This is a genomic window from Burkholderia sp. 3C (assembly GCF_054589155.1).
This window is the reverse complement of sequence record NZ_BAAILN010000030.1, coordinates 144134-170866: the sequence shown is the minus strand read 5'-3', so window position 1 is coordinate 170866 and position 26733 is coordinate 144134. Positions and strand designations below refer to the sequence as shown.

Annotated in this window: 24 protein-coding genes; 16 read left to right on the top strand and 8 right to left on the bottom strand. The window is 67.8% G+C overall.

Going from position 1 to position 26733, the window contains the following annotated elements:
* Nucleotides 1-61 precede the first annotated feature (61 nt).
* The 5 genes from ACYP33_RS04835 to ACYP33_RS04815 all read right to left on the bottom strand — a co-directional run bounded on the left by ACYP33_RS04835 (nucleotide 62) and on the right by ACYP33_RS04815 (nucleotide 6932).
* Nucleotides 62-775 carry a glycine zipper 2TM domain-containing protein gene (locus ACYP33_RS04835; RefSeq protein ID WP_459620057.1) on the bottom strand — a complete coding sequence of 238 codons (714 nt, stop codon included), beginning with the start codon at nucleotides 773-775 and terminating at the stop codon, nucleotides 62-64.
* Between the two features lie 333 nt (nucleotides 776-1108).
* Nucleotides 1109-2638: a lysine--tRNA ligase gene (lysS, locus tag ACYP33_RS04830; RefSeq protein WP_459620055.1), complete on the bottom strand. Its 1530-nt coding sequence runs from the start codon at nucleotides 2636-2638 to the stop codon at nucleotides 1109-1111.
* 185 nt (nucleotides 2639-2823) lie between these two features.
* Nucleotides 2824-3928 (bottom strand): peptide chain release factor 2 gene (prfB, locus tag ACYP33_RS04825; protein ID WP_414442511.1). Its coding sequence is split into 2 segments (ribosomal slippage): nucleotides 2824-3846 and nucleotides 3848-3928, totalling 1104 coding nucleotides; the frame shifts between segments, so codons are not numbered across the junction.
* Between the two features lie 197 nt (nucleotides 3929-4125).
* Nucleotides 4126-5820 carry a single-stranded-DNA-specific exonuclease RecJ gene (gene recJ / locus ACYP33_RS04820; protein WP_459620052.1) on the bottom strand — a complete coding sequence of 565 codons (1695 nt, stop codon included), beginning with the start codon at nucleotides 5818-5820 and terminating at the stop codon, nucleotides 4126-4128.
* Nucleotides 5817-6932 (bottom strand): regulator, encoded by a 1116-nt coding sequence (locus ACYP33_RS04815; protein ID WP_459620050.1) that lies wholly within the window; start codon nucleotides 6930-6932, stop codon nucleotides 5817-5819. Before ACYP33_RS04815 ends, recJ begins: the two co-directional genes overlap by 4 nt.
* Before the next feature lie 345 nt (nucleotides 6933-7277).
* On the opposite strand from ACYP33_RS04815, the gene ACYP33_RS04810 reads away from it, so the two are divergent.
* The 9 genes from ACYP33_RS04810 (at nucleotide 7278) to ftsB (ending at nucleotide 18382) form a co-directional block, all read left to right on the top strand.
* Nucleotides 7278-8531, top strand: a complete 1254-nt coding sequence (locus tag ACYP33_RS04810; RefSeq protein ID WP_414442508.1) for a lipoprotein-releasing ABC transporter permease subunit — start codon at nucleotides 7278-7280, stop codon at nucleotides 8529-8531.
* Nucleotides 8532-8550: 19 nt separating this feature from the next.
* Nucleotides 8551-9276 (top strand): lipoprotein-releasing ABC transporter ATP-binding protein LolD, encoded by a 726-nt coding sequence (lolD, locus tag ACYP33_RS04805; RefSeq protein ID WP_459620048.1) that lies wholly within the window; start codon nucleotides 8551-8553, stop codon nucleotides 9274-9276.
* A gap of 4 nt (nucleotides 9277-9280) precedes the next feature.
* Nucleotides 9281-10069 (top strand): TatD family hydrolase, encoded by a 789-nt coding sequence (locus ACYP33_RS04800; RefSeq protein ID WP_459620046.1) that lies wholly within the window; start codon nucleotides 9281-9283, stop codon nucleotides 10067-10069.
* 161 nt (nucleotides 10070-10230) lie between these two features.
* Nucleotides 10231-12729 (top strand): DNA internalization-related competence protein ComEC/Rec2, encoded by a 2499-nt coding sequence (locus tag ACYP33_RS04795; RefSeq protein ID WP_459620185.1) that lies wholly within the window; start codon nucleotides 10231-10233, stop codon nucleotides 12727-12729.
* Nucleotides 12730-12945: 216 nt separating this feature from the next.
* Nucleotides 12946-13758, top strand: a complete 813-nt coding sequence (locus ACYP33_RS04790; protein ID WP_414442504.1) for an alpha/beta fold hydrolase — start codon at nucleotides 12946-12948, stop codon at nucleotides 13756-13758.
* Nucleotides 13759-13980: 222 nt separating this feature from the next.
* A complete protein-coding gene (locus ACYP33_RS04785; protein WP_414442503.1) occupies nucleotides 13981-15642 on the top strand; it encodes a CTP synthase in 1662 nt (553 codons plus the stop codon).
* The gene (gene kdsA / locus ACYP33_RS04780; RefSeq protein WP_414442502.1) at nucleotides 15639-16493 is read left to right on the top strand and encodes a 3-deoxy-8-phosphooctulonate synthase; all 855 of its coding nucleotides are present in this window, start codon (nucleotides 15639-15641) and stop codon (nucleotides 16491-16493) included. The genes ACYP33_RS04785 and kdsA overlap by 4 nt, the downstream gene beginning before the upstream one ends.
* A 97-nt stretch (nucleotides 16494-16590) precedes the next feature.
* The gene (gene eno, locus ACYP33_RS04775) at nucleotides 16591-17874 is read left to right on the top strand and encodes a phosphopyruvate hydratase (RefSeq protein WP_414442501.1); all 1284 of its coding nucleotides are present in this window, start codon (nucleotides 16591-16593) and stop codon (nucleotides 17872-17874) included.
* Between the two features lie 85 nt (nucleotides 17875-17959).
* A complete protein-coding gene (gene ftsB, locus ACYP33_RS04770; RefSeq protein ID WP_414451464.1) occupies nucleotides 17960-18382 on the top strand; it encodes a cell division protein FtsB in 423 nt (140 codons plus the stop codon).
* A gap of 103 nt (nucleotides 18383-18485) precedes the next feature.
* Here ftsB and ACYP33_RS04765 read toward each other — a convergent pair whose 3' ends face one another.
* Genes ACYP33_RS04765 through ACYP33_RS04755 form a run of 3 tightly spaced genes read right to left on the bottom strand, consistent with a single transcriptional unit; the run spans nucleotide 18486 to nucleotide 20423 of the window.
* The gene (locus ACYP33_RS04765) at nucleotides 18486-18866 is read right to left on the bottom strand and encodes a hypothetical protein (RefSeq protein ID WP_414451465.1); all 381 of its coding nucleotides are present in this window, start codon (nucleotides 18864-18866) and stop codon (nucleotides 18486-18488) included.
* 45 nt (nucleotides 18867-18911) lie between these two features.
* Nucleotides 18912-19862 carry an Hsp33 family molecular chaperone HslO gene (hslO, locus tag ACYP33_RS04760; protein ID WP_459620042.1) on the bottom strand — a complete coding sequence of 317 codons (951 nt, stop codon included), beginning with the start codon at nucleotides 19860-19862 and terminating at the stop codon, nucleotides 18912-18914.
* 36 nt (nucleotides 19863-19898) lie between these two features.
* Nucleotides 19899-20423: a gamma carbonic anhydrase family protein gene (locus tag ACYP33_RS04755; protein WP_459620183.1), complete on the bottom strand. Its 525-nt coding sequence runs from the start codon at nucleotides 20421-20423 to the stop codon at nucleotides 19899-19901.
* A 192-nt stretch (nucleotides 20424-20615) separates the two neighbouring features.
* Between ACYP33_RS04755 and ACYP33_RS04750 the strand changes: the two genes are divergently transcribed.
* The 7 genes from ACYP33_RS04750 to ACYP33_RS04720 all read left to right on the top strand — a co-directional run bounded on the left by ACYP33_RS04750 (nucleotide 20616) and on the right by ACYP33_RS04720 (nucleotide 26724).
* Nucleotides 20616-21485, top strand: a complete 870-nt coding sequence (locus ACYP33_RS04750; protein ID WP_459620040.1) for a ferritin-like domain-containing protein — start codon at nucleotides 20616-20618, stop codon at nucleotides 21483-21485.
* Nucleotides 21486-21588: 103 nt separating this feature from the next.
* Nucleotides 21589-22485: an alpha/beta fold hydrolase gene (locus tag ACYP33_RS04745; RefSeq protein ID WP_414451468.1), complete on the top strand. Its 897-nt coding sequence runs from the start codon at nucleotides 21589-21591 to the stop codon at nucleotides 22483-22485.
* Nucleotides 22486-22611: 126 nt separating this feature from the next.
* The gene (locus tag ACYP33_RS04740) at nucleotides 22612-23442 is read left to right on the top strand and encodes a 3',5'-nucleoside bisphosphate phosphatase (protein ID WP_459620181.1); all 831 of its coding nucleotides are present in this window, start codon (nucleotides 22612-22614) and stop codon (nucleotides 23440-23442) included.
* An 87-nt stretch (nucleotides 23443-23529) separates the two neighbouring features.
* Entirely contained in the window at nucleotides 23530-24165 is a 636-nt protein-coding gene (locus ACYP33_RS04735) for an L-threonylcarbamoyladenylate synthase (RefSeq protein ID WP_414442494.1), read from the top strand.
* A gap of 73 nt (nucleotides 24166-24238) precedes the next feature.
* Entirely contained in the window at nucleotides 24239-24898 is a 660-nt protein-coding gene (locus tag ACYP33_RS04730) for a site-2 protease family protein (protein ID WP_414451471.1), read from the top strand.
* A gap of 9 nt (nucleotides 24899-24907) precedes the next feature.
* Nucleotides 24908-26110, top strand: a complete 1203-nt coding sequence (locus ACYP33_RS04725; RefSeq protein WP_414442492.1) for a tryptophan--tRNA ligase — start codon at nucleotides 24908-24910, stop codon at nucleotides 26108-26110.
* Nucleotides 26111-26118: 8 nt separating this feature from the next.
* On the top strand, nucleotides 26119-26724 hold the full coding sequence (locus tag ACYP33_RS04720; protein WP_414451472.1) for a class I SAM-dependent methyltransferase: 606 nt from the start codon (nucleotides 26119-26121) through the stop codon (nucleotides 26722-26724).
* Nucleotides 26725-26733: the final 9 nt, after the last annotated feature.

The following is a 26733-nucleotide window of genomic DNA, read 5'->3' as shown; positions in this document are numbered from 1 at the left end:
GCCGTCAACCGGCCGTTTTGCATTCGGGCGCCGTGGCACCGTGAGGGTGGTGCCTGCGAGATCAGCCTGCCGCCAGCGTGCCCCGTTCGATATGGACGCGCTCGCCCTGGCCGAACGGCGGCGGATTGCGGTACGTGAAGGTGCGTTCCGCGCCGCTCTGCATGCGCACGCGGACGTGGTACGCGGTTTCGCTGCGCAGGTGCTTTTCAACCGAATTGCCGGCCAGGCCACCGCCGAGCGCGCCGACGATGGTCATCGCGGTGCGGCCGCCGCCGCTGCCGAACTGGTTGCCGAGCAGGCCGCCCGCGGCGGCGCCGCCCACCGCACCGAGCCCGGTGCCGTGTCCTTCCGTTCGCGTTTCGGTGATCGCGACCACGGTGCCGCACGTGTGGCAGATCGCGGCCTGCGGTTGGGCGGGCTGTTGCGCGTATTGCGGCGGCTGCGGCGCGGCCGACGGTTCGGCTTGCGCGGGCGCGCGGGCTGCCGCGACGGGCGCCACCGCTTGCGTAGGCTGGCCGGCTTGCTGCGCCTGCAGCGTGGCGGGGCCGTTGGCCGTATTGTTGGCTGCACCGCTGGCGGGCGCGGCCGTGTCGACTGCTGCCGGCGGCGTGGATGCCGATGGCGAGCCGCCCGCTTTCGGCAGTACGCCGGTAATGGCGGCGGTGGCGGCCAGGCTGGCGACGATCACTGCACCGGCGGCCGTGGCGACGAGCGGATGCAGGCGCTTGCGTGGTGGTTCGGTAGCGGGTGTGCGGTTCGGGTTGAGGTTGTCCATGTCGGCTCTCCAGCGCACTTCGTGTGCGTTATTTTCTGTCGATGAGTGTCGATCATTCCGACCGGTGCCGGCGTATCAAGATGTAACGATTACCGCTGGCCGGCTCGTGTGGGTGCGGTGAGGAGGCGGGGCGGTCGCTGTTCCGCGGCGAGGTGCGGGCACGTCAGCGGAGAAATTTTACGTGCCGTTACAAAACTGTCGATCGCAAGGAAGGCGAAACGAGACGGCGGGGAGGCGGGGGAGGGCCACGGCGAACGCGCGGCCCGAGGCAAGGCGGAATGTACGGTACATGCCGGCCGTGGGCACACCCACCGGCCGGCATCGTCAGCTCGCTCAGTCTTCGCGGCGCAGGTGCGGGAACAGCAGCACGTCGCGGATCGTCGGGCTGTCGGTCAGCAGCATCACGAGGCGGTCGATGCCGACGCCGCAGCCGCCCGTCGGGGGCATGCCGTATTCGAGCGCGCGGATGTAATCGGCGTCGAAGTACATCGCTTCCTCGTCGCCCGCATCCTTCTGGTCGACCTGCTTCTTGAAGCGCGCGGCCTGATCTTCCGGATCGTTCAGCTCCGAGAAGCCGTTGGCGATTTCGCGGCCCGTCATGAACAGCTCGAAGCGCTCGGTGATGCCCGGCACCGTGTCCGATTCGCGTGCGAGCGGCGACACCTCGACCGGGTAGTCGATGATGTAGGTCGGTTCCCACAGTTGCGATTCGGCGGTTTCCTCGAACAGCGCCAGATGCAGCGAGCCGATGCCGGCGTTCAGGAAGGCCGGCTGGCCGACATCCACGCCGAAGCGCTTCAGCTCGGTGCGCAGGAACGCCACGTCGGCCAGTTGGGCATCGGTGTAGTCGGGCGCGTACTTCTGGATCGCCTGCGTGATGGTCAGGCGATGGAACGGCTTGGCGAGGTCGAGCTCGCGGCCCTGATACTGGATGGTGGCGGTGCCGAGCGAGTCGATCGCGGCCTGGCGGATCACCTGCTCGGTGAAATCCATCAGCCAGCGGTAGTCGGTGTAGGCCGCGTAGAACTCCATCATCGTGAATTCCGGATTGTGGCGCGGCGACACGCCCTCATTGCGGAAATTCCGGTTGATTTCGAACACGCGCTCGAAGCCGCCCACGACCAGCCGCTTCAGGTAAAGCTCCGGTGCGATCCGCAGGAACATCTGCATGTCGAGCGCGTTGTGGTGCGTGACGAACGGCTTGGCCGTCGCGCCGCCCGGGATCGGATGCAGCATCGGCGTTTCGACTTCCATGAAGTCGGCATCGGCCATGAACTTGCGGATCGACGCGATCGCCTTGGTGCGCGCACGGAACGTGTTGCGTGTTTCGGGCGACACGATCAGGTCGACATAGCGCTGGCGGTAGCGCGTTTCCTGGTCGGCGAGGCCGTGGAACTTGTCGGGAAGCGGGCGCAGCGCCTTCGACAGCAGGCGCAGCTCCACGCACTTGACCGACAGCTCGCCCTTGTTGGTGCGGAACAGCACGCCGCGCGCGGCCACGATGTCGCCGAGGTCCCACTTCTTGAAGGCGTCGTAGGTTTCGGCGCCGACATCGGCCGGCGTGACGAAGAACTGGATCTGGCCCGAGCCGTCCTGCACGGTGGCGAACGCGGCCTTGCCCATCACGCGCTTGAGCATCATCCGGCCGGCCAGCTTGACTTCGAGTGCCTTGGCTTCGAGTGCCTCCTTGTCGTCGCCCGCGTAGCCCGATTGCAGATCGGCGGCGTGGTGCGTCGGCTGGAAATCGTTCGGATAGGCGACGCCCTGCTCGCGCAGCGCGCGCAGCTTCTCGCGGCGCTCGGCCATGATCTGGTTTTCGTCGGTCGCGGGCGCGGCCTGCTGCGGTTGGGTCGGTTCGGTCATGATGGTCGGAATTCGGTGGGTAACACGGGTGCGGCGCGTGACAGGTGCGGCGAGTGCTGCGAGTGCGGCAACTCGGTCGGGCCGGTGCTGCGGGTGCGTCCGGCTGGCCGGGCGCGGGGGCCGCGGCGATCGCGCGAGGCGCGGTGTCGCCGCGTGGGGCGGGCGGCGCGAGGCCGCCCTGACGATCAGACGCCCTGTTTCAGGCTGGCGCCGATGAAATCGTCGAGATCGCCGTCCAGCACGGCGCGGGTGTTGCTCATTTCGACGTTGGTGCGCAGATCCTTCACGCGGCTCTGGTCGAGCACGTAGGAGCGGATCTGGTGGCCCCAGCCCACGTCCGTCTTGCTCGATTCGAGCTTGTCCTGCTCGGCCTGGCGCTTGCGCATTTCGGCTTCGTACAGGCGCGACTTCAGCATCGCCATCGCTTCGGCGCGGTTGCGGTGCTGCGAGCGGTCGTTCTGGCACTGCACCACGATGCCGGACGGCATGTGCGTGATACGCACCGCGGAATCGGTCTTGTTGATGTGCTGACCGCCCGCGCCCGACGCGCGATAGGTGTCGATGCGGAGATCGGCCGGGTTCACGTCGATCTCGACCGAATCGTCGATTTCCGGATAGACGAACACCGACGAGAACGACGTGTGGCGGCCGCCCGACGAATCGAACGGCGACTTGCGCACGAGGCGGTGAATGCCCGTTTCGGTGCGCAGGAAGCCGTAGGCGTAGTCGCCCGTGACCTTGATCGTGGCGTTCTTGATGCCGGCCACGTCGCCGTCGGATTCTTCCAGCACTTCGGTCTTGAAGCCCTTGCGCTCGCAGTAGCGCAGGTACTGGCGCAACAGCATCGACGCCCAGTCGCAAGCCTCGGTACCGCCGGCGCCGGCCTGGATGTCGATGAAGCAGTTGTTCGGATCGGCCGGGTTCGAGAACATCCGGCGGAATTCGATTTCCGAGACGCGCTTCTCGAGTGCGGCGGCGTCGCTTTCGCTGCCGACGAGGGTGTCTTCGTCGTCTTCCTCGCGGGCGAGATCGAACAGATCGCTGGCGTCGCCGAGATCGTTATCGAGCGCGGTCAGCGTCATCACGACGCCTTCCAGCGATTTCTTCTCGCGGCCGAGTGCCTGGGCGTTCTTCGAATCGTTCCAGACGTTCGGATCTTCGAGTTCCTTGTTGACTTCGGCTAGACGTGCAGACTTGACGTCGTAGTCAAAGATACCCCCGTAGCTCGCCTGCGCGCCGGCGCAGGTCTGCTAGAGAGCTTTCGATCGCGTTGAGGCGTTCCGCTTCCATGTGATGATCGCTTTTTCGGCTTCGTGAAAAGGCGAAATTATAGCCGATCGGGCGGCCCCTCCGGTTGGCCAGGCGGGGCTGCCGTGCGGCGGGCGGGCTGCGGAAGGTGTGGAAATGAGCGACGGATCGATGGCGAGCCGGCGATGAATCGGCGGCCGGCGGGCGCTGCGGCGGGCAGGGCGGCCCGCCGCGCCGCTTCAGGCGGCGTGCTCGACGATCAGTTGCACGCGCGTGACGCCGTTCCAGGTATCGCTCGCCAGCCGGTAGGCGACGGTCGCGCGCGCCGGCAGCGGCTCGGTGTGGTTGAACCAGATCGCGCCGAAGCGCTGGCGGCCGCGCAGCAGTTGCAGTTTCAGGTGCTTGTCCTTGACCAGCGCCTGCGAGGCCACCTCGAATTCTCCCGAAAACAGCGGGGCCGGAAAGCCCTGGCCCCAGACGGCAGCATCGATCAGCTCGACGAACTGCGGCGTGAAGTACGCATCCTCCAGGTCGCCGTCGGTTTCGACCACGCGCGCGAGCGTGTCGGCCGACAGCCATTCGCGCGCCACCGCCTCGAACGCGGCGGCGAAGCGCGGCACCTTGTCGGTTTCGAGCGTGACGCCGGCCGCCATCGCGTGGCCGCCGAACGTGACGAGCAGATCCGGCTCGCGCTTCGAGACCAGATCGAGCGCGTCGCGCAGATGGAAGCCCGGGATCGAGCGGCCGGAGCCCTTGACGCGCGCGCCGCTCTCGTCGGCATGCGCGAACGTGAACGACGGGCGGTGGAACTTCTCCTTGAGCCGGCCGGCGACGATGCCGATCACGCCCTGGTGCCACTCGGGATTGAACAGCACGATGGTGGCCGCCTCGGCCGGATCGACGCTCGCCAGGTCGGCCAGCGCCTGCTGCTGCATGCCGGCCTCGATCTCGCGGCGCTCGCGGTTCATGGTGTCGAGCTGCTGCGCCAGGTCCCAGGCGCGGCCGACGTCGTCGGTGGTCAGGCATTCGATGCCGAGCGACATGTCCGACAGGCGGCCGGCCGCGTTCAGGCGCGGCCCGAGGCCGAAGCCCAGGTCGAAGCCCGAGGCGCTGCGCGCCTCGCGCGCGGCGGCGCGGAACAGCGCGGCGATGCCGGGCTGCATGCGGCCGTTGCGGATTCGCTGCAGGCCCTGTGCGACCAGCACGCGGTTGTTGCCGTCGAGGCGCACCACGTCGGCCACGGTGCCGAGCGCGACCAGGTCGAGCAGGCCGTCGAGGCGCGGCTCCGGGCGCGCCTCGGTGAATGCGCCGCGGCGGCGCAGTTCGGCGCGCAGCGCGAGCAGCACATAGAACATCACGCCCACGCCGGCAATGTGCTTGCTCGGGAACGTGCAGCCCGGCTGGTTCGGATTGACGATGGCGCGCGCATCCGGCAGCGTCGCGCCGGGCAGGTGGTGATCGGTCACCAGCACGTCGATGCCGAGCGCGTTGGCGGCGGCCACGCCGTCGACGCTGGCGATGCCGTTGTCCACCGTGATCAGCAGGTCCGGCTTGCGCGCGGCGGCGAGCTTGACGATTTCGGGCGTCAGGCCGTAGCCGTATTCGAAGCGGTTCGGCACCAGGTAATCGATGCTCGCGCCGAGCATGCGCAAGCCGCGCACGGCCACCGCGCAGGCGGTGGCGCCGTCGCAGTCGTAGTCGGCCACCACCAGCATCCGCTTGCGCGCGTCGAGTGCATCGGCCAGCAGCACGGCGGCCTCCTCGCAGCCCTTCAGGCTGGCGGGCGGCACGAGGCGGGCCAGCGCCGTTTCGATGTCCTCGGGGCAGGTGACGCCGCGCGCCGCGTACAGGCGCGCGAGAACTGGATGCAGGCCGTGGCGGGCCAGGGCTTCGGTGTCGGCGGGCGAGGCCGAGCGGGTGACGAGTCGGGTCATGCGCTTGCGTTTTCGAACAGGGAGGCGAGCGCGCGGCGTCGCCAGAATTTGCGGAGATCGCCGCGCGTGGCGGCGAGCGTCGTGGCGCTGGTGTCGCCGCACAGCGTGAAGCTCAGTTCGCGCACCCGGCCCGCGCGCAGTGCCTCGAGCGCCGGGGCGAACCAGTCGCGTTCGAGCGCGTCGAGCGCGTCGCGCCAGCGGTACCAGTCCTGCTGGATGAACGGGACGGTCAGCGTGTCCAGCTCGATCAGCGTGGCGCGTGCGTCGTCGTTATCGGCATGGTTGGCGGCCAGGGCATCGAACGTGGCCGGCGGCGCATCGGCGGGCGCCTGCGCGGCGAGCGCCAGCCCGCGCGTGGCGCAGGCCGTGGACAGCACGCGCGCGAACGGGCTGCGCACCGGCCGCAGCGTGCCCTGGCCGTGAAACCAGATCGAATTCGCGCTGAACTGGCGGCGCGCCTCGCGCGCGTCGTTCACCGCGTGGCCGAACCAGGCCATCTGCACTTCGTTCTGCAGCTTCATCCAGAGGCGCGAGCGTTCGCCCGTGCGGGCCTCGTGCGGCAGCCAGATCTCGATGTTGCGGCCGCTCGCGCGCAGCGGTGCGGCCCCGGCCAGTTCGGCCAGCGAGGCACTGGAGACATACCAGCGTTTCGGATGGGGCGCCTGCATGCGCACGCCCAGCTCCTCGATCAGCGGGCGCGCCACGTCGAGCAGCGCGGCGGCTTCGGCGTCGGCCAGGTCGAGCGAGGACGGATCGATCAGCACCAGGTGGTCGGTCGCGATCTGCACGTGCACCGGCTCGATGCAGGCCCACGGCGCGTCGCCGGGCGTGCCGCCGTCGGCGAGCAGCATGTAGGGGGCGAGCGGGGCGTCGTCGGTCTGGCCGTCGATCGCGCCGAAGCGCTGGGCCAGCCAGCGTTCGTGCGGCAGCGTGCGCTGGAAATCTTCGCCGGCGATGCGTTCGACCAGGCGCGCGCGGGCCAGCAGCGCGCTCAGCGCCGGGCTGGCGAGATCGCGCAGTGACAAGGCGGCATCGGCGGCGGACGGGAGCGCGAACGGCAGCAGGAAATGGAGGCGGCGGGGGGCAGGGTGGTCGCGCATGATGGTGCGCATTGTAGGCCAAACGGCCTGGGCCGGCGGCGCGGTTTGTGGCCCGGGGTGACCCGGGCCGCGCGAGCGCGGCAGCGGCCGGGCGAGTCATGGCAGCAGCATGCGCGGCTGTGCCGACAACGGCGGGCGGCCGTGCCGGGAAGACCGCCCGGCGGGGCATCGGCGGCTTTTGCACAGGCCCGTTGCGGGCCGCCTCGTCCTGTCTCGTTTTCAGAGCCGGTTAAGTAATGTGTGGCAAACTTCGCGCGTGATCGGCGGCGCCCGGCCTGGTGCGCCGCCTTCCGGGCTGCCGGCCCGGATGCCTCACCCGGCCGGCGACGCCCGCCGCAACACGTAAAAAGGACCCGCTTGAAACTCCCGTACGAATGGCAGATCGGCTGGCGCTACACGCGCGCCGGCAAACGCACGACCGGCAACGGTTTCATCTCCTTCATCGCCGCCGTCTCGATGCTCGGCATCGCGCTCGGCGTGGCTGCCCTGATCGTGGTGCTGTCGGTGATGAACGGCTTCCAGACGCAGGTGCGCGACCGCATGCTGTCGGTGCTCGCGCACGTCGAGATCTTCTCGCCCACCGGTTCGATGCCGAACTGGCAACTGACCTCCGATGAAGCGCGCCGCAATCCCGAAGTGATCGGCTCGGCGCCCTACGTCGAGGCGCAGGCCTTGCTGACCCGCCAGGATGCGGTGAGCGGCGTATTGCTGCGCGGTGTCGATCCGGTGCGGGAGCCGCAGGTGTCCGACGTGAGCAAGGACATGAAGGCCGGCTCGCTCGCGGCCCTGCAGCAAGGCCAGTTCGGCATCGTGCTCGGCACTGCGCTGGCCAGCAATCTCGGTGTGGGTGTGGGCGATAAAGTCACGCTGGTCGCGCCGGAAGGCACCATCACGCCGGCCGGCATGCTGCCGCGCCTGAAGCAGTTCACGGTGGTCGGCGTGTTTGAATCGGGCCACTACGAATACGACAGCACGCTCGCGATGATCGACATCGGCGACGCGCAAACCCTGTTCCGCCTGCCCGCGCCCACCGGCGTGCGGTTGCGGCTCAAGGACATGCAGCGCGCGCCCGAGGTGGCCGTGCAGTTGTCGCATTCGCTGTCGGGCGATCTGTATATCCGCGACTGGACGCAGCAGAACAAGACGTGGTTCTCGGCCGTCAAGATCGAGAAGCGCATGATGTTCATCATCCTGACGCTGATCATCGCGGTCGCGGCGTTCAATCTGGTGTCGTCGCTCGTGATGACGGTGACCAACAAGCAGGCCGATATCGCGATCCTGCGCACGCTCGGCGCGCAGCCCGGCTCGATCATGAAGATCTTCGTGGTGCAGGGCGTGACGGTGGGCTTCGTCGGTACGCTCGCGGGCGTCGGCCTCGGCAGCCTGATCGCCTGGAGCATTCCGTGGCTGATCCCGATGATCGAGCATCTGTTCGGCGTGCAGTTCCTGCCGCCGTCGGTGTATTTCATCAGCGAACTGCCGTCGGAGCTGGTGGCCGGCGACGTGATCAAGATCGGCCTGATCGCATTCGTGCTGTCGTCGGTGGCGACGCTGTATCCGAGTTGGCGCGCGGCCAAGGTCCGCCCGGCCGAAGCACTGCGCTACGAATGAGCGGGGCGCGCAACAGGCCATGAACTCGAACCATCAAGGAAATCCGCGCATGCGCGAAACCGTGCTCGAAGCGAGCGGCATCACCAAATCGTTCCAGCAGGGCGGGCTCGACGTGCGCGTGCTGGCCGAGGCGTCCGTCACCGTGCATCGCGGCGAGAAGCTCGCGATCGTCGGCGCGTCGGGCTCGGGCAAGAGCACGCTGCTGCACGTGCTGGGCGGGCTCGACGAGCCGGGCACGGGCGAGGTGTCGCTGCTCGGCAAGCCGTTCACGCGGCTCGCCGAGCGTGAACGCAACGACCTGCGCAATCGCGCGCTGGGCTTCATTTATCAGTTCCACCATCTGCTGCCGGAATTCTCGGCGCTCGACAACGTGGCGATGCCGCTGCGAATCCGCCGGCTGGCGGCCGCCGAAGCGCATCACGCGGCGCGCGAGATGCTCGAACGAGTGGGCCTCGGCAATCGCGCGAAGCACCGTCCGGGCGAGCTGTCGGGCGGCGAGCGCCAGCGCGTGGCGGTGGCGCGCGCGCTCGTCACCAAGCCGGCCTGCGTGCTGGCCGACGAGCCGACCGGCAACCTTGACGGCTCGACCGCCGACAACGTGTTCAACCTGATGCTCGAACTGTCGCAAACGCTCGACACCAGCTTCGTGATCGTCACGCACGATCTGGAACTGGCCGGCCGCTGCGACCGCATCCTGCGGCTGCGCGACGGCGTGCTGCACGAGGAGCCGGCGGTGCCGGCCTGACGCGATGTGGATCGACACGCACTGCCATCTCGACGCCGGCGAATTCGACGCGGACCGCGCTGCGGTGGCGTTGGCGGCGGCCGAGGCGGGCGTGTCGGGCATCGTGATTCCAAGCGTCGGCTCGGGCAATTTCGATACGGTGCGCGAGCTGGCGCATCGCACCGCCGGCGGCAGTTACGCGCTCGGCATCCATCCGCTGTTCACGCCGGCCGCGGGCGACGATGACCTCGACCGCCTGCGCATGGAGATCGAGGCCAGCCTCGACGATCCGCGCTTCGTCGCGATCGGCGAGATCGGCCTCGATTACTTCGTCGACGGGCTCGACAACCCGCGCCAGGAACACTTCTACGCCGAGCAATTGAAGCTGGCGCGCGAATTCGATCTGCCGGTGCTGTGCCATGTGCGCAAGTCGCAGGATCGTGTGCTGGCGGGGCTGCGGCGCTTCGGCGTGCGGCGCGGCATCGCGCATGCGTTCAACGGCAGCTTCCAGCAGGCCGAGGCGTTCGTGACGCAGGGCCTGCATCTGGGCTTCGGCGGCAACGTGACGTTCGAGCGGGCGCGGCAGATCCGGCGGCTCGCCGAGCAACTGCCGCTGGAGGCGCTGGTGGTCGAAACCGATGCGCCCGACATCGCCCCCGAATGGCGCTACAAGCAGCGCAACACGCCCGATCAGGTGCCGCGTATCGGCGAGATCATGGCGGCCCTGCGCGGCAGCGACGTTGCCGGCATGGCGCGCGCGACCACCGAGAATGCTCATGCGGCGATGCCGCGTTTGCGCGCCGCGCTGGCTTGATGGCGCCTGAGTTGCCTGCTCGGTTGCACGCGTTTCGGTTTTTTCCCATCGCTCTATTCCCTTCGGCCAGCGTGATCGTTTCGACGGTTCGCGGCTGCCTTTCGTCCGCATAATCGTCCGTGCTTGGCGTCGTGTTCGCGGCGCGTCATCACGAGGTGGCGATGCGGGAAATCTGGATCGCGTTTGCGCTCGGCGTCGTGCTGTTGCAGCGGCAGGCGAGCTTGCCGGAATGGCGCTTGCTGGCGGCCTTGGGGCTGGCGGTGGGGCTGCTGATCGCGCTCGTGCTCGTGCTGTTTGTCGGGCCTACCCGTTGGGCGAGGCGGGCGTGTGTGCCTGCGGCGCTTGCGTTGGCCTTGCTCGCCGGCTTTTCCTACGCTGCCGTGCGCGCGCATTGGCGGCTCGCCGATACCTTGCCGGCCGAATGGATGCGGCGCGATGCGATCGTGACCGGCACGGTGCGCGGGCTGCCCGCGTGCGACGCCGACGGCATGCGTTTCGTGTTCGACGTCGACGGTCACGACACGGGCCTCGCACACTTTCCGGCGCGCTTGCGCTTGTCGTGGATCGTGCGTGGCGAGGACATCGCGCCACCGCCGCCGATGCGCCCTGGCGAGCGCTGGCGGCTGCGCGTGCGCCTGAAGCGACCCCACGGCGCGGCCAACGACGGCGTGCGCGACGCCGAGGCCGGGTGGCTGGCGCAAGGCGTGCGCGCGCTCGGCTACGTATCCGCGCCGCGCGACGCGATACGGCTCGATGCGGGGCCTCGCACACCGCGCGACGCCGTCGATCGGCTGCGGTTCGCGCTGCGCGAGCGGGTCCGCACGGTGCTGGCCGGGGCGCCGCATGCGGGCATCGTGATCGCGTTGGCGATCGGTGCGCAGGACGACATCACCGAAGCCGACCGCCGCTCGCTGCGCGCCACCGGTACGAGCCATCTGGTGGCGATTTCTGGGCTGCATATCGGTATGGTCGGGGCGTTGGCCGGCTGGGGCGTGGCCGCGTGGTGGCGGCGCGCGGCGGTACGCGGCATGCCGTTGCCGCTGATCGTGCCGGCCCAGTACGCCGGCGCGTGCGCGGCGATCGCCGGAGCCGGCTGCTATGCCGCGCTGGCCGGCTTCAACGTGCCGGCGCAGCGCGCCTGGTGGATGTTGAGCACGGCCTGCCTCGCCTATCTGGCCGGGCGTGCGGTGCCGCCGTCGGCCACGCTGGCGATGGCGCTTGCCGGCGTGCTGATCGCCGATCCGTGGGCGGTGCTGCTGCCGGGGTTCTGGCTGTCGTTCGGCGCGGTTGCGGTGATCCTGTTCGCGGTGTCGGGGCGCACGAATCGGCGGCGGCATCGGCGGGAGGGCGAACCGCTGGCCGCCGATGCCGATATGGGTGTTGCGCAGCCGCGTCGCGCCATCGATTCGCGGCGTTGGGTTGCGCGCCTCGCTCACGGGATCGCCAGCGGCGCGCGCGTGCAATACGCGGTGACGCTCTGGATGGTGCCGCTCGGCGTCGTCTGGTTCGGGCAGATCCCGCTGGGCGGCATGGCGGCCAATGCGCTGGCGATTCCGTGGGTCGGCTCACTCGTCACGCCGGTCGTGCTGGCCGGCGTGGTGCTGCCGGCGCCGCTCGATGCGCTGGCGTTTCATGCGGCGCACGCGATGCTCGCGGTGTTGTTCGGCGTGTTCGACGCGCTCGGGCCGGCCGAGCGCTCGGTGTTGACGATGGCGCCGCCGTCGGGCTTCGCACTGGCCGCCGCGCTGATCGGCGGCGGATGGATGCTGATGCCGCATGGCTGGCCGTTGCGTTTCGCGGCCCCGCTCGCGTGGCTGCCGTTCGCGCTGCCCGCGCCGCAGGGGCCGCCAGCGGGCGCGGCGAGGCTGACGATGCTCGATGTCGGGCAGGGCACGTCGGTGCTCGTCGAAACCGCGCATCACCGGCTGCTGTTCGATGCCGGGCCGGGTGAGGAGTCCACGCGTGCGGGCGAGCGCGTGGTCGTGCCGTTCCTGCGTGCGCGCGGTATCGACAAGCTCGACGTGCTGATGATCAGCCACGCCGATGCCGATCACGCGGGCGGCGCGCCGGCCGTGCTCGCCGCGTTGCCGGTCGCGCAGCTCGCGGGCGGTTTGCCGCCCGGCAACCGGCTGTGGCGTCAGGCGAAGGATGCCGGCGTGGCCGACCGGCTCGTTTGCGCGGCCGGGCAGCACTGGCAGTGGGATGGCGTGCGTTTTGCCGTGCTGTGGCCGCAGGGCGGGGTGCGGGCCGGCAGCGCGAATGCGCAATCTTGCGTGCTGCACGTCTCGGCGGTCCGCCACGCGGCCTTGCTGACAGGCGACATCGACACGCGCGTCGAACGCGTGCTGCTGGCCGGCGACCGCGCGGCGCTGGCGGCCGATGTGCTGGTGGTGCCGCATCATGGCAGCCGCACGTCGTCGTCGGAACCGTTCGTCGATGCGGTCGGGCCGCGCACCGCGTGGTTTCCGCTCGGTTATGCGAACCGTTTCCGGCATCCGCATCCGACTGTCTGGGCGCGTTTTGCCGAACGCGGCATTCCGCTGGCGCGCAGCGATCGCGACGGTCAGGTGGATGTCATGCTGAACGATCCCGACGCTCCCGACGCATTGCCGATCCTGCGCTACCGTGACCGCCACCGGCGCTACTGGATGGATCGATGAGGGCGAGAGTAGAGGGAACCATCGAAGCGCGGTCGATCGAAAGGATTCGATAAAAATCAAATGCTTATCGCCTCATTTCGAAAATGACCCGGCACGCGGCCCGGTGCGCCCCGGCGCATTGTGCGATATGGCCGCACGGACGCGCTATGCTCGTCCGGCATCGTCGCGCAGCCTTGTCTGCCGTGCCCCGAACCGAAAACAGGAGACACCGCTCACTTGAAGGACATCCTCCATTTCTCGCATGCGAACGGCTTTCCCGCCTCGACCTACCGGACGTTGTTCGCCGAGCTGGCCGACGAGTACGAGATCCGCACGCTGGAGCGGATCGGTCACGACCGGCGCTATCCCGTCACGCGCGACTGGCCGCATCTCGTCGACGAGCTGGTCGAGACGATTGGCCAGCGCTACGAGCGGCCGGTCTGGCTGGTCGGCCATTCGCTCGGCGGGTATCTGTCGCTGATGGCGGCGCTCAAGAAGCCGCAATGGGTGCGCGGCGTCGTCATGCTCGATTCGCCGGTGATCGCGGGCTGGCGCAGCAGCGCGCTGCGCGTGAGCCAGTGGACCGGCCTCGACGAGCGGCTCTCGCCGGCTGCGGCCACCCGCAAGCGGCGCACGCGCTGGGCCAGCCGCGACGAGGTCTGGCGGCATTTCCGCGAGAAGCCGGCGTTCGCGCGCTGGGACGAGCGGATGCTGGCCGACTACGTCGATCACGGCATTCCGCAGACGGATTCGTCCGGCGAGCGGCGGCTCGCGTTCGACCGCGAGATCGAGTACATGATTTATCGGACGTTGCCGCACACGCTCGGGCCGCGGCTTGCGCACGGCGCGCCGGTGCCGGTGGGCTTCCTGGCCGGCACGCGTTCGCGCGAGGTGCGGCAGGTCGGGCTCGATGCCACGCGGCGTATCGCGCACGGCCGGATCGAGTGGCTCGAAGGCTCGCATCTGTTCCCGATGGAGCACCCGCTGGAAACCGCACGCGCCTTGCAGCGCATGCTGAATACCTTGCGTTCGGCCGGCGCCGCCGCATAGCAGCCGGCGTGGCGCGAGGCGGCGTGCAATGGCGCGGGACAGCCTGCCCCAGCACGCCTTCCCGGCCGCTCGCGCGGCGTCGGGATAGCCGCCGCGCAGGTGCCGAAACGGGCCATCGGCCGCCTCGCCGCACAGGGCAAGGATAGGGCGCGATCGGTCCACAATTGCTCAGAGATGCACGGTCTTTACGGTATAATCCGTTTTTCCCGCGAGCATTCAGCGATGACCAAATATGTATTCGTCACCGGCGGCGTAGTTTCTTCCCTCGGCAAGGGAATTGCTGCCGCTTCTCTCGCCGCGATCCTCGAGTCGCGCGGTCTAAAAGTCACCCTCCTCAAGCTCGATCCGTACATTAACGTCGACCCCGGCACGATGAGCCCGTTCCAGCACGGCGAAGTGTTCGTGACGGAAGACGGCGCGGAAACCGATCTCGACCTCGGCCACTACGAGCGCTTCATCAGCACGAAGATGCGCAAGGCCAACAACTTCACGACCGGTCAGATCTACGAGTCGGTGATCCGCAAGGAACGCCGTGGCGATTACCTGGGCAAGACGGTCCAGGTCATTCCGCACATCACCAATGAAATCCAGGCGTTCGTCGAGCGCGGCGCGGCGTCGGCCACCTGCGGCGAGCCGGACGTGGCGATCGTCGAAATCGGCGGCACGGTGGGCGACATCGAATCGCTGCCGTTCCTCGAAGCCGCACGTCAGATGAGCCTGCGCATGGGCCGCAACAGCGCGTGCTTCGTGCACCTGACGCTGGTGCCGTTCATCGCGACGGCCGGCGAGCTGAAGACCAAGCCGACCCAGCACAGTGTGCAGAAGCTGCGCGAAATCGGCATTTTGCCGCATGTGCTGCTGTGCCGTGCCGATCGCCGCATCCCCGACGACGAGTGCCAGAAGATCTCGCTGTTCTCGAACGTGCCGGAAGACGCGGTCATTTCCGTGTGGGATGTCGACAGCATCTACAAGATCCCGCAGATGCTGCACGATCAGGGCCTCGACAAGATCATCTGCGAAGAGCTCAAGCTCTCGCCGAACGACGCCGATCTCTCGATGTGGGCCTCGCTGGTCGATCGCCTGCAGCACCCGAAGCACGAAGTCACGATCGGCATGGTCGGCAAGTATGTCGAGCTGACGGAATCGTACAAGTCGCTGATCGAGGCGCTGCGTCACGCGTCGATCCACACGTCGACCAAGGTCAACATCGAATACCTCGACTCCGAGGAAATCGAAACCAACGGCGTCGACAGCCTCAAGCACCTCGACGCCGTGCTGGTGCCGGGCGGTTTCGGCCGTCGCGGCACCGAAGGCAAGATCGCGGCGATCCGCTATGCGCGCGAAGCGAACGTGCCGTATCTCGGTATCTGTCTCGGCATGCAGCTCGCGGTCATCGAATTCGCACGCGACGTGGTCGGCCTGAAGGGCGCCAACAGCACCGAATTCGATCCGGAAACGCCGAGCCGCGTGGTCGCCCTCATCACCGAGTGGCACGATCGCGAAGGCAAAGTGGAAAAGCGCACGGAAGGATCGGATCTGGGCGGTACGATGCGCCTGGGCTCGCAGCGCTGCCCGATCAAGGCCGGCACGCTGGCCGAGGAAATCTATGGCGCCGACGTCAACGAACGTCACCGCCATCGTTACGAGGTCAACAACGGTTTCGTGCCCCAGCTCGAAGCCGGCGGCCTCGTGATCAGCGCCCGCACGCCGAGCGAGGATCTGCCGGAAATGATGGAGCTGCCGCGCTCGATGCACCCGTGGTTCGTCGGTGTCCAGTTCCACCCGGAATTCACGTCCACGCCGCGTGACGGTCACCCCCTGTTCAAGTCGTTCGTCGAAGCCGCGCTGGCCAATCAGCAGGCGCGTGCCGGAGTGAAAGCATGAAACTGGGCGATTTCGAAGTCGGCCTCGATCGGCCGTTCTTCCTGATCGCCGGCACTTGCGTCGTCGAATCGGAGCAGATGACGATCGACACCGCGGGCCGGCTCAAGGAAATCTGCGCGAAGCTGAACATCCCGTTCATCTACAAGTCGTCGTTCGACAAGGCCAACCGCAGTTCGGGCACCTCGTTCCGCGGCCCGGGCATGGACGAAGGCCTGCGCATCCTGTCCGAAGTCAAGCGCCAGCTCGGCCTGCCGGTGCTGACTGACGTGCACGGCATCGAGGAAATCGAGCCGGTGGCGTCGGTGGTCGACGTGCTGCAAACGCCGGCCTTCCTGTGTCGGCAAACCGATTTCATCCACGCCTGCGCGCGCTCGGGCAAGCCCGTCAATATCAAGAAGGGTCAGTTCCTTGCGCCGCACGACATGAAGAACGTGATCGACAAGGCGCGCGCCGCGGCCCGCGAAGCCGGTCTGTCCGAAGATCGCTTCTTCGCCTGCGAGCGCGGCGTTTCGTTCGGCTACAACAATCTCGTGTCCGATATGCGTTCGCTCGCGATCATGCGCGAAACGGGCGCGCCGGTCGTGTTCGACGCCACGCACTCGGTGCAGTTGCCGGGCGGGCAGGGCACCAGTTCGGGCGGCCAGCGCGAGTTCGTGCCGGTGCTCGCACGCGCGGCCGTGGCCACCGGCGTGGCCGGGCTGTTCATGGAGACGCACCCGAACCCGGCCGAGGCGAAGTCCGACGGCCCGAACGCCGTGCCGCTGCATCGCATGGCCGCGCTGCTCGAGACGCTCGTCACGCTCGACACGGCGGTCAAGCGCACGCCGTTCCTGGAAAACGATTTCAACTAATGCATGAACTTGGCGGCGGTGGCAGGCGTCTGTAGCAAGGTCTGCTCCGCCGTCACAGCCATCACGACGGAATCCATCGTCATCCTCAGAGGAAATCATGAGTGCAATCGTAGATATCATCGGCCGCGAGATTCTGGATTCGCGCGGTAATCCTACCGTCGAGTGCGACGTGCTGCTCGAATCGGGCACGATGGGCCGCGCCGCGGTGCCGTCGGGTGCGTCGACGGGCTCGCGCGAAGCGATCGAGCTGCGCGACGGCGAAGCCGGCCGTTATCTCGGCAAGGGCGTCCTGAAGGCGGTCGAGCATATCAATACGGAAATCTCCGAAGCGATCATGGGTCTCGACGCGTCGGAGCAGGCGTTCCTGGACAAGACGCTGCTCGAGCTGGACGGCACCGACAACAAGTCGCGCCTCGGCGCGAACGCGATGCTGGCTGTGTCGATGGCCGTCGCGAAGGCTGCCGCCGAAGAAGCCGGCCTGCCGCTGTACCGCTATTTCGGCGGCTCGGGCGCGATGCAGCTGCCGGTGCCGATGATGAACATCGTGAACGGCGGCGCGCACGCCAACAACAGCCTGGACATCCAGGAATTCATGATCGTTCCGGTCAGCCAGCCGACGTTCCGCGAAGCGCTGCGCTGCGGCGCCGAAGTGTTCCACGCGCTGAAGAAGATCCTGTCGGATCGCGGCATGAGCACGGCCGTCGGCGACGAAGGCGGCTTCGCACCGAACTTCGGCAGCAACGACGAATGCCTGTCGACCATCATCCAGGCGATCGAGAAGGCCGGCTACCGTGCCGGTGAAGACGTCCTGCTGGCGCTCGACTGCGCGGCCTCGGAGTTCTATCACGACGGCAAGTACCAACTGGCCGGCGAAGGCCTGCAACTGTCGTCGGCCGAATTCACCGACTACCTGGCCACGCTCGCCGACAAGTTCCCGATCGTCTCGATCGAGGACGGCATGCACGAAAGCGACTGGGACGGCTGGAAGCTGCTGACCGATCGTCTGGGCAAGACGGTGCAACTGGTCGGCGACGACCTGTTCGTCACCAACACGCGCATCCTGAAGGAAGGCATCGAGAAGGGCATCGGCAACTCGATCCTCATCAAGATCAACCAGATCGGTACCTTGACCGAAACGTTCGCCGCCATCGAAATGGCCAAGCGCGCCGGCTACACGGCCGTGATCTCGCACCGCTCGGGCGAAACGGAAGATTCGACGATCGCCGATATCGCCGTGGGCCTGAACGCCGGCCAGATCAAGACGGGCTCGCTGTCGCGCAGCGACCGCATCTCGAAGTACAACCAGTTGCTGCGCATCGAGGAAGATCTCGGTGATATCGCCAGCTACCCGGGCAAGTCGGCGTTCTACAACCTGCGCTGATAACGCGCTACTATCCGGACTTGTCCTCCGTGACGCCGCTTCGCGACCCTCGTGAAGCGGCGCTTCTTATATCTGCGGCTCGTACATGCGGCTTGTCACTGTCGTTCTGATCGCCTTGCTGGTGTTGATTCAGTACCCACTCTGGTGGGGACATGGCGGCTGGCTGCGCGTGCACGAATTGCGTCAGGAGCTGGTCGACCAGATGCAGAAGAACGCGGACGAAAAGCTGCGCAACGAGCGCATTGCCGGCGAAGTGCAGGATTTGCAGAGCGGCACGGCCGCCATCGAGGAGCGCGCGCGCTACGAGATGGGCATGATCAAGGACGGCGAAGTGTTCGTGCAGTTCGTCTCGCCGAATTCGCCGGCGCCGATGGTGCCGAATCAGAATTCCACGGCGTCGCTGACCAATCACGGCGTGACCACCGGTGCACCGGTCAGCGTCGTGCCGAACCCGGTGTCGCGCGCCAAGCCCGAACGTCATCACGGCCGCGCGGCGCATCACGAGTGAGGCGGGAACGGCGGCAGCCAAAGAAAAACGCGACCAATGGGTCGCGTTTTTTATTCAGCGAGCGCGCATGAGCGGAAGGCGAGAACCCACGGCCGGATGAGCCTTACCAGCCCCATCCCCAGCCCGGATAGCCGTATCCGTAACCCCAGCCGTTGTTCCAGCCGCCGTAGTAGCCGCCATAGACGGTGACCGGTGCCGGTGCGTAATAAGCGGCCCGCGCGGCGGCTTCGGCCGACATCACCTCGTCCTGCTCGCGCAGCACCTGCTTGTCGATGGCGTCGTAGCGCTGCTTTTCCGCGGGCGTAAGCGGCCGAGCCTGGGCCGCGGCGGCACCGGGCTGGCCATCGGGCAGCCGGCTCAGCACCGTGGACGGCGGCGCGACCGCACAGCCCGCGAGCAGCGTGGCCGCCAATACGGCGGCCAGGGCGGCCGAGGCCGATACCGAGGCCGGCAGCGGCAGTTGGCGAATGGATCGGATGCTCATGATGCTTCTCCCTCGGCGCGGGCGGGCGGTGCCGCCGCGTGCTGCTCAGTGACGCTGATCGCCTGCCGGCGTGACGCCGGCACCCAACGCGGGCGTCGCGAACAGTTGTTCGACATCGACCGGATCGAATTCATAGCGCTGGTTGCAGAACTCGCAATGAATCTCGACGTGGCCGCGCTCCTCGATCACGCCGTCGATTTCCTCGCGGCCCAGCATGCGCAGCATCCCGCCCACCTTCTCGCGCGAGCAGGTGCACTGGAAGCGCGTGCTGGCCGGTTCGAAGTGACGGACGTTCTCCTGCCAGAACAGACGCCGAAACACCGTCTCGGGTTCCGTTTCGAGCAATTCCTTCGACGTCAGCGTGCTGCCGAGCGTGCAGACGCGTTCCCAGGTGTCGGCGTCCTGCTCGTCGGCGGCCGGCACGATGCCGCCGTCGCCGGGCAGCTTCTGCAGCAGCATGCCGACCGCGCGGTCGCTGTCGGCCGCGAGCCAGAGCCGCGTGTCGAGCTGCTCCGAGTGATGCATGTAGTGTTCCAGCGCCTGCGCAACCGATTGCAGCGGGCCGTCGTGATCGTTGAGCGGCACGATGCCCTGGTACGGCTGCTGGCCCGGCTGCTTGTCGGACGGGTCGAGCGTGATCACGCAGCGGCCATGGCCGCTGACGTTGAGCAGATCGACGAACGACATGTCGTCGCCGAGCGTGGCCGCCGTCGAATCGGCCAGCTTGGCGGTGGCGCGCATCGACAGGTCCGAGCTGCACTGCACCACCAGCATCTTGACCGGCCCGTCGCCGTAGATCTGCATGACGAGCGTGCCGTTGAACTTCAGGTTCGCGGACAGCAGCGCGCAGGCGGCCATCATCTCGCCGAGAATGTGGCGCACGGGCGCCGGATAGCTGCGACGCGTCAGGACTTCGCGCCAGGTGCTGCCGAGCGAGACGATCTCGCCGCGCACCGGCGCCGTGTTGAACATGAATTTCTGTAGCTGGTCGCTCACTTCGGTTCCTCGATTGGCGGAGTGCGGCGGACGGCTTTAGCCGATCCGCACGAGCTGCTCCTTGAAATACGCGCGTCGCTGCGCGTAGTTTTGCGTGTTCGCGTGCATGCCCGCGATGTCCTTGTCGGACAGCGTGCGCACGACCTTTGCCGGCGCGCCCAGGATCAGCGAGTTGTCGGGGAAGGTCTTGCCTTCCGTGACCACCGCGCCGGCGCCGACCAGACAGTTGCGGCCGATGACCGCACGATTCAAGACCACCGCCTGAATCCCGATCAGCGAACCCTCGCCGATCGTGCAGCCATGCAGCATCGCCTGGTGACCGATCGTCACATTCGGGGCGATCGTCAGCGGGCAGCCCGGATCGGTGTGCAGCACCGCGCTTTCCTGTACGTTGCTGCCGGCGCCGACCACGATGGGCTCGTTGTCGCCGCGGATCGTCGCGCCAAACCAGACGCTGGCGTTCTCCTCGAGCACCACTTTGCCGATGATCGCCGCGCTATCCGCGACGAACACGCTTTCATGAATGGTCGGGGCGTCTTCGCCGAGCTTGTAGATGGTCACGTTGTCTCCTGGGGGGCACCTGCAGGGTGGGGCGCCGTATGGCGCCGGTACAATGTGCGCGGCCGTGCGGGCCGGGTTGCCGTGGCCGCCACGCGCGAAACGGGCAGCGGCCGAACGCACCGTAATCCGCTATTGTAAATGCTTGCGTGAATTGATCGCGCACACCGCTTCGCTGTCGCCAGCGTCGTATTCATGTCCGACCCGAATTTCCCGTCCGAATCCTTGCCCTGTCTGCGCGCCGCCGCACTCGCCGCGCTGCTCGAAACCGATCCCGTCGCGAAGGCCGCGCAGGTGCGCGCGCTGCATGCCGATGGCCTGGCGGGCCGCGCACGGATCGACCCGGCACGTCGCCTCGAGGTGCCCCCGGCCTTGCCCGGCCGGCCCGAGCGCCCCGAACTGGTCGAGCCGCGCCTGCTGAAGCGCCGTTCGATGCGCTCGCCCGAAGGGCGCGCCACGCTGCTGCACGCGCTGGCCCATATCGAATTCAACGCGATCAATCTCGCGCTCGACGCGGTGTGGCGCTTTCCCGGCATGCCCGAGGCGTTCTACGCCGACTGGCTCAAGGTGGCCGCCGAGGAGGCGCATCACTATTCGCTGCTGGCGCAGCGGTTGGGCGAGTTCGGCCATGTTTACGGCGATTTCCCCGCGCACGACGGGCTGTGGGAAATGTGCGAGCGCACGGCCGGCGACGTGCTGGCGCGCATGGCGCTGGTGCCGCGCACGCTGGAGGCGCGCGGCCTCGATGCCTCGCCGCCGATCCGCGCGCGGCTCGCGCAGTCGGGCGATGAGGCGTCGGCGGCGATCCTCGACGTGATCCTGCGCGACGAGATCGGCCACGTATTGATCGGCAACCGGTGGTTTCGTCATCTGTGCGCGCAAACGGGGCGCGAACCGCATCCGGCCTACCTGCAACTGGCCGCGCAATATCATGCGCCGCGCCTGCGCGGGCCGTTCAATTTCGAGGCGCGTCGCGACGCCGGTTTCGACGAGACCGAACTCGACGCGCTGGTCGCGCAGGATCGCGATCCGCCGCCCGCGGCCGGGGCCCGACCATCGGCTTGACCTAGAGAGGTGGCTCGACACGCGTCCGCGGCGCGACGTTGCGCAGCACCGGCTGCCATCGGCATCGATATAATCGAACGATCATTCTTTTTTGGTGGCCGCAATGACCCAGATCAGCACCGATTCCCTCTCCGAATTCGTGACCGTGCGCGGCACGCGCCTGCACGTACGCCGCTGGGGCCGGCCCGGCGCGCCGACGCTCTACATGCTGCACGGCTGGATGGACGTCGCCGCATCGTTCCAGTTCGTGGTCGACGCGCTGGCGGGCGATTGGCAGGTGATCGCGCCGGACGCGCGCGGCTTCGGGCTGTCCGACTATCCGGTGGCGGCGCAGGGCGGCGGCCAGTATTGGTTCATGGACTATCTCGCCGATCTGGAAGCGCTGATCGATCACTACACGCCGGACGGCGAAGTCAACCTGGTCGGTCACAGCATGGGCGCGAACGTGGTGTGCCTGTACGCCGGCGTGAGGCCGCAGCGGGTGCGCCGCGTGGTCGATCTCGAAGGCTTCGGCCTCGCGCCGCCGCCGCCGTCGCAGGCGCCGCTGCGCTTGGCCGGCTGGCTCGACGAGCTGCGCGAGCCGCCGCACCTGGCCAGCTACGCCTCGCTCGACGAGGTCGCCGCGCGCCTGATCAAGACCAACCCGCGCCTCGCGCCCTCGCGTGCGGCGTTCCTGGCCGGCTACTGGTCGCGCCGCGATCCCGACGGCCGCTTTCACCTGCTTGCCGATCCCGCCCACAAGCAGGCCGGCCCGCTGCTGTACCGGCTCGACGAGGTGATGGCGGTGTGGTCGAAGGTGCGTGCCAAGGTGCTGCACATCGAGGCGGTCGATTCGCCGACGCTGCGCTTCCTGGCCGGCAAGATCCCGCTCGACGAATTCAAGGCGCGTTTCGCCGCGTTCCCCGACTGGCGCGAGAAGACCATCGAGGACGCCGGCCACATGGTCCATCACGACCAGCCCGAGCAGGTCGCCGCGCTGATCGAGGCGTTCTGCGCCTGATTTCAGCCTGAATCCGGGCCGCATGCGGCCCCGGTTTCACCTGGGCATGGCGGCCCTATCCGGGATCGGCGCGACCGCCGGATTGCGGCGTTGCAGTAGAATGCCTGCATGTACCCGATTCCGACGATGAACGCCGATCTGCACTGCCATTCCAACGTCTCCGACGGCCAGTTGACACCTGCCGAGGTCGCGCAGCGCGCGCACGCGGCGGGCGTGACGCTGTGGGCGCTGACCGATCACGACGAGATCGGCGGCCAGGCGGTGGCGCGCGAGGCGGCCCAGGCGCTCGGCATGCGCTACCTGTGCGGCGTGGAGATTTCGGTCACGTGGGCGTCACGCACGGTGCATATCGTCGGGCTCAATATCGATCCGGCCCATCCGGCGCTCGTCGACGGGCTGTATCGCACCCGCAACGGCCGTGCGGCGCGCGCGCAGGAAATGAGCGAGCGGCTCGCCGAGATCGGCATTCCGGGCGCCTACGAAGGCGCGCTGCGCTTCGTGTCGAATCCCGAACTGATTTCCCGCACCCACTTCGCGCGTTATCTGGTCGAGGCCGGCTATGCCGCGTCCACGTCAGACGTATTCGCGCGCTATCTCGGCGACGGCAAGCCTGGCTGCGTGCCGCACCGCTGGGCCAAGTTGTCGGACGCGGTCGGCTGGATCCAGCAGGCGGGTGGCGAGGCCGTGATCGCTCACCCGGGCCGCTATGCGTTCACGCCGGTGGAATTCGGCGCGCTGTTCGGCGAATTCATCGATCTGGGCGGGCGGGCGATCGAGGTCGTCACGGGCAGCCACACGCCCGACCAATATCGCGAATATGCCGACGTGGCGCGCCGCTACGGCTTCGAGGCGTCGCGCGGTTCCGATTTCCATGCGCCGGGCGAGAGCGTGATCGAGCTTGGCAGCCTGCCGCCACTGCCGCCGGACCTGAAACCGGTCTGGGAACGCTGGCTTTGACCCCCGCTGCCGCGCGCATCCTGGCGCGGCCTGGCCCCCCAACGCGCAACGCACGCACGGGCCGACGATCCACTCCCCACACAGTCCATGTCCCAGTTCTTCAGGATTCACCCGGAAAACCCGCAGCCGCGGCTGGTGCGCCAGGCGGCCGAGATCGTCAGGCAGGGCGGCGTGATCGCGATGCCGACCGATTCGAGCTACGCGCTGGCCTGCCATCTCGACGACAAGACCGCCGTGGAGCGTGTGCGCCGCATCCGCGGCCTCGACGACAAGCAACTGCTGTCGCTGCTGGTGCGCGACCTGTCGGAGCTGGCCAATTTCGCGATGGTCGACAACCACCAGTACCGGCTGATCAAGTCGGTCACGCCCGGCCCGTACGTGTTCGTGCTGCAGGCCACCAAGGAAGTGCCGCGCCGGCTGTCGCATCCGTCGCGCAAGACCATCGGCCTGCGCGTGCCCGATCACGCGATCACCCTGGCGCTGCTGGAGGCGCTCGGTCAGCCGCTGCTCGGCACCACGCTGATCCTGCCGTCCGACGACGAGCCGCTCAACGATCCCGAGGAAATTCGCGAACGCCTGGAGAAGCAGGTCGATCTGGTGATCGACGGCGGCGCATGCCCGCGCGAGCCGTCCACTGTGATCGACCTGAGCGGCGACGAGCCGGTGCTGGTGCGAGCCGGCCGCGGCGCGCTCGAACCGTTCGGCCTGAGCGCCAACGCCTGACTCCGACCCGAACGCAGCGGCGCGCCGCCGGTTTTCCGCGTCCGTCATTTTCCGCTTGTTACAATATCGCGCTATGGACAACCTGATTCAGACGATCGTCGTCTACGCCTTGCCCGTGATCTTCGCGATCACGCTGCACGAGGCCGCACACGGCTACGCCGCCCGCCTGCTCGGCGACAACACCGCCTATGCGCTCGGCCGCGTTTCGTTCAATCCCGCGCGCCACATCGATCCGATCGGCACCATCGTGATGCCGATCGCGCTGTATTTCCTGACGAGCGGGGCCTTCCTGTTCGGCTATGCCAAGCCGGTACCGGTCGCGTTCCGCAACCTGCGCAACCCGCGCTGGGGCAGCCTGTGGGTGTCGGCCGCCGGCCCGGCCTGCAATTTCGTGCAGGCGCTGATCTGGGGCCTGGTCGCGGTCGGCCTGGCCGCCGGCGACGTCGACGAGGCGTTCTTCACGCGCATGGCCGGCGCCGGCGTGGGCGTGAACCTCGTGCTGTGCGTGCTGAACCTGTTTCCGCTGCCGCCGCTCGACGGCGGGCGCGTGTTGTCGGCGCTGCTGCCGCCCAAGCAATCGATCGCGCTTTCGAGGGTCGAGCCTTACGGCTTCATCATCGTGCTGCTGCTGCTCATGACCGGCGTGCTGTCGAAGTACTGGCTGCAGCCCGGCGTCGGCATCGGCTACAGCATCGTGCGGGCCATCCTGTCTCCCATTGCATCGCTTTTCTAAAACACAAACATGTTCCCCGATCGTATCTTTTCCGGCATGCGTCCCACCGGGTCGCTTCACCTCGGCCATTACCATGGCGTGCTGAAGAACTGGGTGAAGCTGCAGTCCGAGTATCCGTGCTTCTTCTGCGTGGTGGACTGGCACGCGCTGACCACGCACTACGAAACGCCCGAGGTCATCGAAAAGAACGTCTGGGAAGTGCTGATCGACTGGATCGCGTCCGGCATCGATCCGACCCAGGCGACGCTGTTCATCCAGAGCAAGGTGCCCGAGCATGCGGAGCTGGCGCTGTTGCTCGGCATGAGCACGCCGCTCGGCTGGCTCGAACGCGTGCCGACCTACAAGGAACAGATCGAGAAGCTCAAGGACAAGGATCTTTCCACCTACGGCTTCCTCGGTTACCCGGTGCTGATGGCGGCCGACATCCTGCTGTATCGCGGTTCGCTGGTGCCGGTGGGCGAGGACCAGGTGCCGCACGTCGAGATGACGCGCGAAATCGCGCGCCGCTTCAACTACCTGTATGGCCGCGAGGCGGATTTCGAGGAAAAGGCGCTGGAAGCCGCCAAGAAGCTCGGCGGCAAGCGCGCCAAGCTGTACCGCGAGCTGCGCAACGCCTACCAGCAGGAAGGCGACGACGAGGCGCTCGAACAAGCGCGCGCGATGCTGCAGGAATCGCAAAGCCTGTCGATGAGCGACCGCGAACGCCTGTTCGGCTATCTCGAAGGCTCGCGCAAGATCATCCTGGTCGAGCCGCAGGCGCTGCTGACCGAGGCCTCGCGCATGCCGGGCCTCGATGGCGGCAAGATGTCGAAGTCCTACGGCAACACGATCGGCCTGCGCGAAGATGCCGAAACCATCACGAAGAAGGTCCGCACCATGCCGACCGATCCGGCGCGCGTGCGCCGCACCGATCCGGGCGATCCGGACAAGTGCCCGGTCTGGCAATTCCATCTCGTCTATTCGGACGATTCGACGCGCGAATGGGTGAAGCAGGGCTGCAAGACGGCCGGCATCGGCTGTCTCGACTGCAAGCAGCCGGTGGTCGACGGCATCCTGCGCGAACAGCAGCCGATGCTGGAGCGTGCGCAGAAATACATGGACGATCCGTCGCTGCTGCGCGCGATCGTCGCGGACGGTTGCGACAAGGCGCGCAAGCACGCGGTCGAGACGATGCGCGACGTGCGCGACGCAATGGGCCTGTCCTACAACTGAGCCGCGGCATGACCACCACCACGCCGATCCCGCCGGCTGCCCACGCAGGCACCGCCGAGCCGCACGCGGCCGGCGCGCCGTCGCGCTGGGTCGCCGCCTGGTCGCACCTGGTGCCGCCCGGCGGCGCGGTGCTCGACGTGGCGGCTGGGCAGGGCCGGCATGCGCGCTGGTTCGCCGGGCGCGGCCATCCGGTGCTCGCGCTCGACCGCGATCCGGTGGCGCTCGATGCGCTGGCCGGCATCGGCGGCGTCGAGGCGCGCGCGGCCGATCTCGAAGGTGCGCCGTGGCCGCTGGCCGGCGATGCGCGCTTCGCGGCGGTGGTCGTCACGAACTACCTGCATCGCCCGCTGCTGCCGCGCCTGGTGGCGTCGGTGGCACCGGGCGGCATCCTGCTCTACGAAACTTTCGCGCGCGGCAACGAAACGCTCGGAAAGCCGTCCAATCCCGCATTCCTGCTCACGCCGGGCGAATTGCTCGACGCGGTACGCGGCGAGTTGCGCGTGATCGGTTTCGAGGACGGCTTCACGGACCAGGGGCGGCCCGCCTTCGTCCAGCGGATCTGCGCGGTGCGCGATCAAGGGGAGGGATTCCCGCGTTACGGACTGCTCGGGTAATCCGCTACA

What these genes read in the sequence shown, in the direction of transcription:
- ACYP33_RS04815 (WP_459620050.1), bottom strand. Translation starts at nt 6,932, where the DNA reads ATGCGCACCATCATGCGCGACCACCCTGCCCCCCGCCGCCTCCATTTC.
- ACYP33_RS04735 (WP_414442494.1), top strand. Translation starts at nt 23,530, where the DNA reads ATGTCCCAGTTCTTCAGGATTCACCCGGAAAACCCGCAGCCGCGGCTG.
- ACYP33_RS04750 (WP_459620040.1), top strand. Translation starts at nt 20,616, where the DNA reads ATGTCCGACCCGAATTTCCCGTCCGAATCCTTGCCCTGTCTGCGCGCC.
- ACYP33_RS04725 (WP_414442492.1), top strand. Translation starts at nt 24,908, where the DNA reads ATGTTCCCCGATCGTATCTTTTCCGGCATGCGTCCCACCGGGTCGCTT.
- eno (WP_414442501.1), top strand. Translation starts at nt 16,591, where the DNA reads ATGAGTGCAATCGTAGATATCATCGGCCGCGAGATTCTGGATTCGCGC.
- ACYP33_RS04765 (WP_414451465.1), bottom strand. Translation starts at nt 18,866, where the DNA reads ATGAGCATCCGATCCATTCGCCAACTGCCGCTGCCGGCCTCGGTATCG.
- lolD (WP_459620048.1), top strand. Translation starts at nt 8,551, where the DNA reads ATGAACTCGAACCATCAAGGAAATCCGCGCATGCGCGAAACCGTGCTC.
- ACYP33_RS04795 (WP_459620185.1), top strand. Translation starts at nt 10,231, where the DNA reads ATGCGGGAAATCTGGATCGCGTTTGCGCTCGGCGTCGTGCTGTTGCAG.
- kdsA (WP_414442502.1), top strand. Translation starts at nt 15,639, where the DNA reads ATGAAACTGGGCGATTTCGAAGTCGGCCTCGATCGGCCGTTCTTCCTG.
- ftsB (WP_414451464.1), top strand. Translation starts at nt 17,960, where the DNA reads ATGCGGCTTGTCACTGTCGTTCTGATCGCCTTGCTGGTGTTGATTCAG.
- recJ (WP_459620052.1), bottom strand. Translation starts at nt 5,820, where the DNA reads ATGACCCGACTCGTCACCCGCTCGGCCTCGCCCGCCGACACCGAAGCC.
- ACYP33_RS04835 (WP_459620057.1), bottom strand. Translation starts at nt 775, where the DNA reads ATGGACAACCTCAACCCGAACCGCACACCCGCTACCGAACCACCACGC.
- ACYP33_RS04800 (WP_459620046.1), top strand. Translation starts at nt 9,281, where the DNA reads ATGTGGATCGACACGCACTGCCATCTCGACGCCGGCGAATTCGACGCG.
- ACYP33_RS04740 (WP_459620181.1), top strand. Translation starts at nt 22,612, where the DNA reads ATGAACGCCGATCTGCACTGCCATTCCAACGTCTCCGACGGCCAGTTG.
- ACYP33_RS04720 (WP_414451472.1), top strand. Translation starts at nt 26,119, where the DNA reads ATGACCACCACCACGCCGATCCCGCCGGCTGCCCACGCAGGCACCGCC.
- ACYP33_RS04785 (WP_414442503.1), top strand. Translation starts at nt 13,981, where the DNA reads ATGACCAAATATGTATTCGTCACCGGCGGCGTAGTTTCTTCCCTCGGC.
- lysS (WP_459620055.1), bottom strand. Translation starts at nt 2,638, where the DNA reads ATGACCGAACCGACCCAACCGCAGCAGGCCGCGCCCGCGACCGACGAA.
- ACYP33_RS04745 (WP_414451468.1), top strand. Translation starts at nt 21,589, where the DNA reads ATGACCCAGATCAGCACCGATTCCCTCTCCGAATTCGTGACCGTGCGC.
- ACYP33_RS04730 (WP_414451471.1), top strand. Translation starts at nt 24,239, where the DNA reads ATGGACAACCTGATTCAGACGATCGTCGTCTACGCCTTGCCCGTGATC.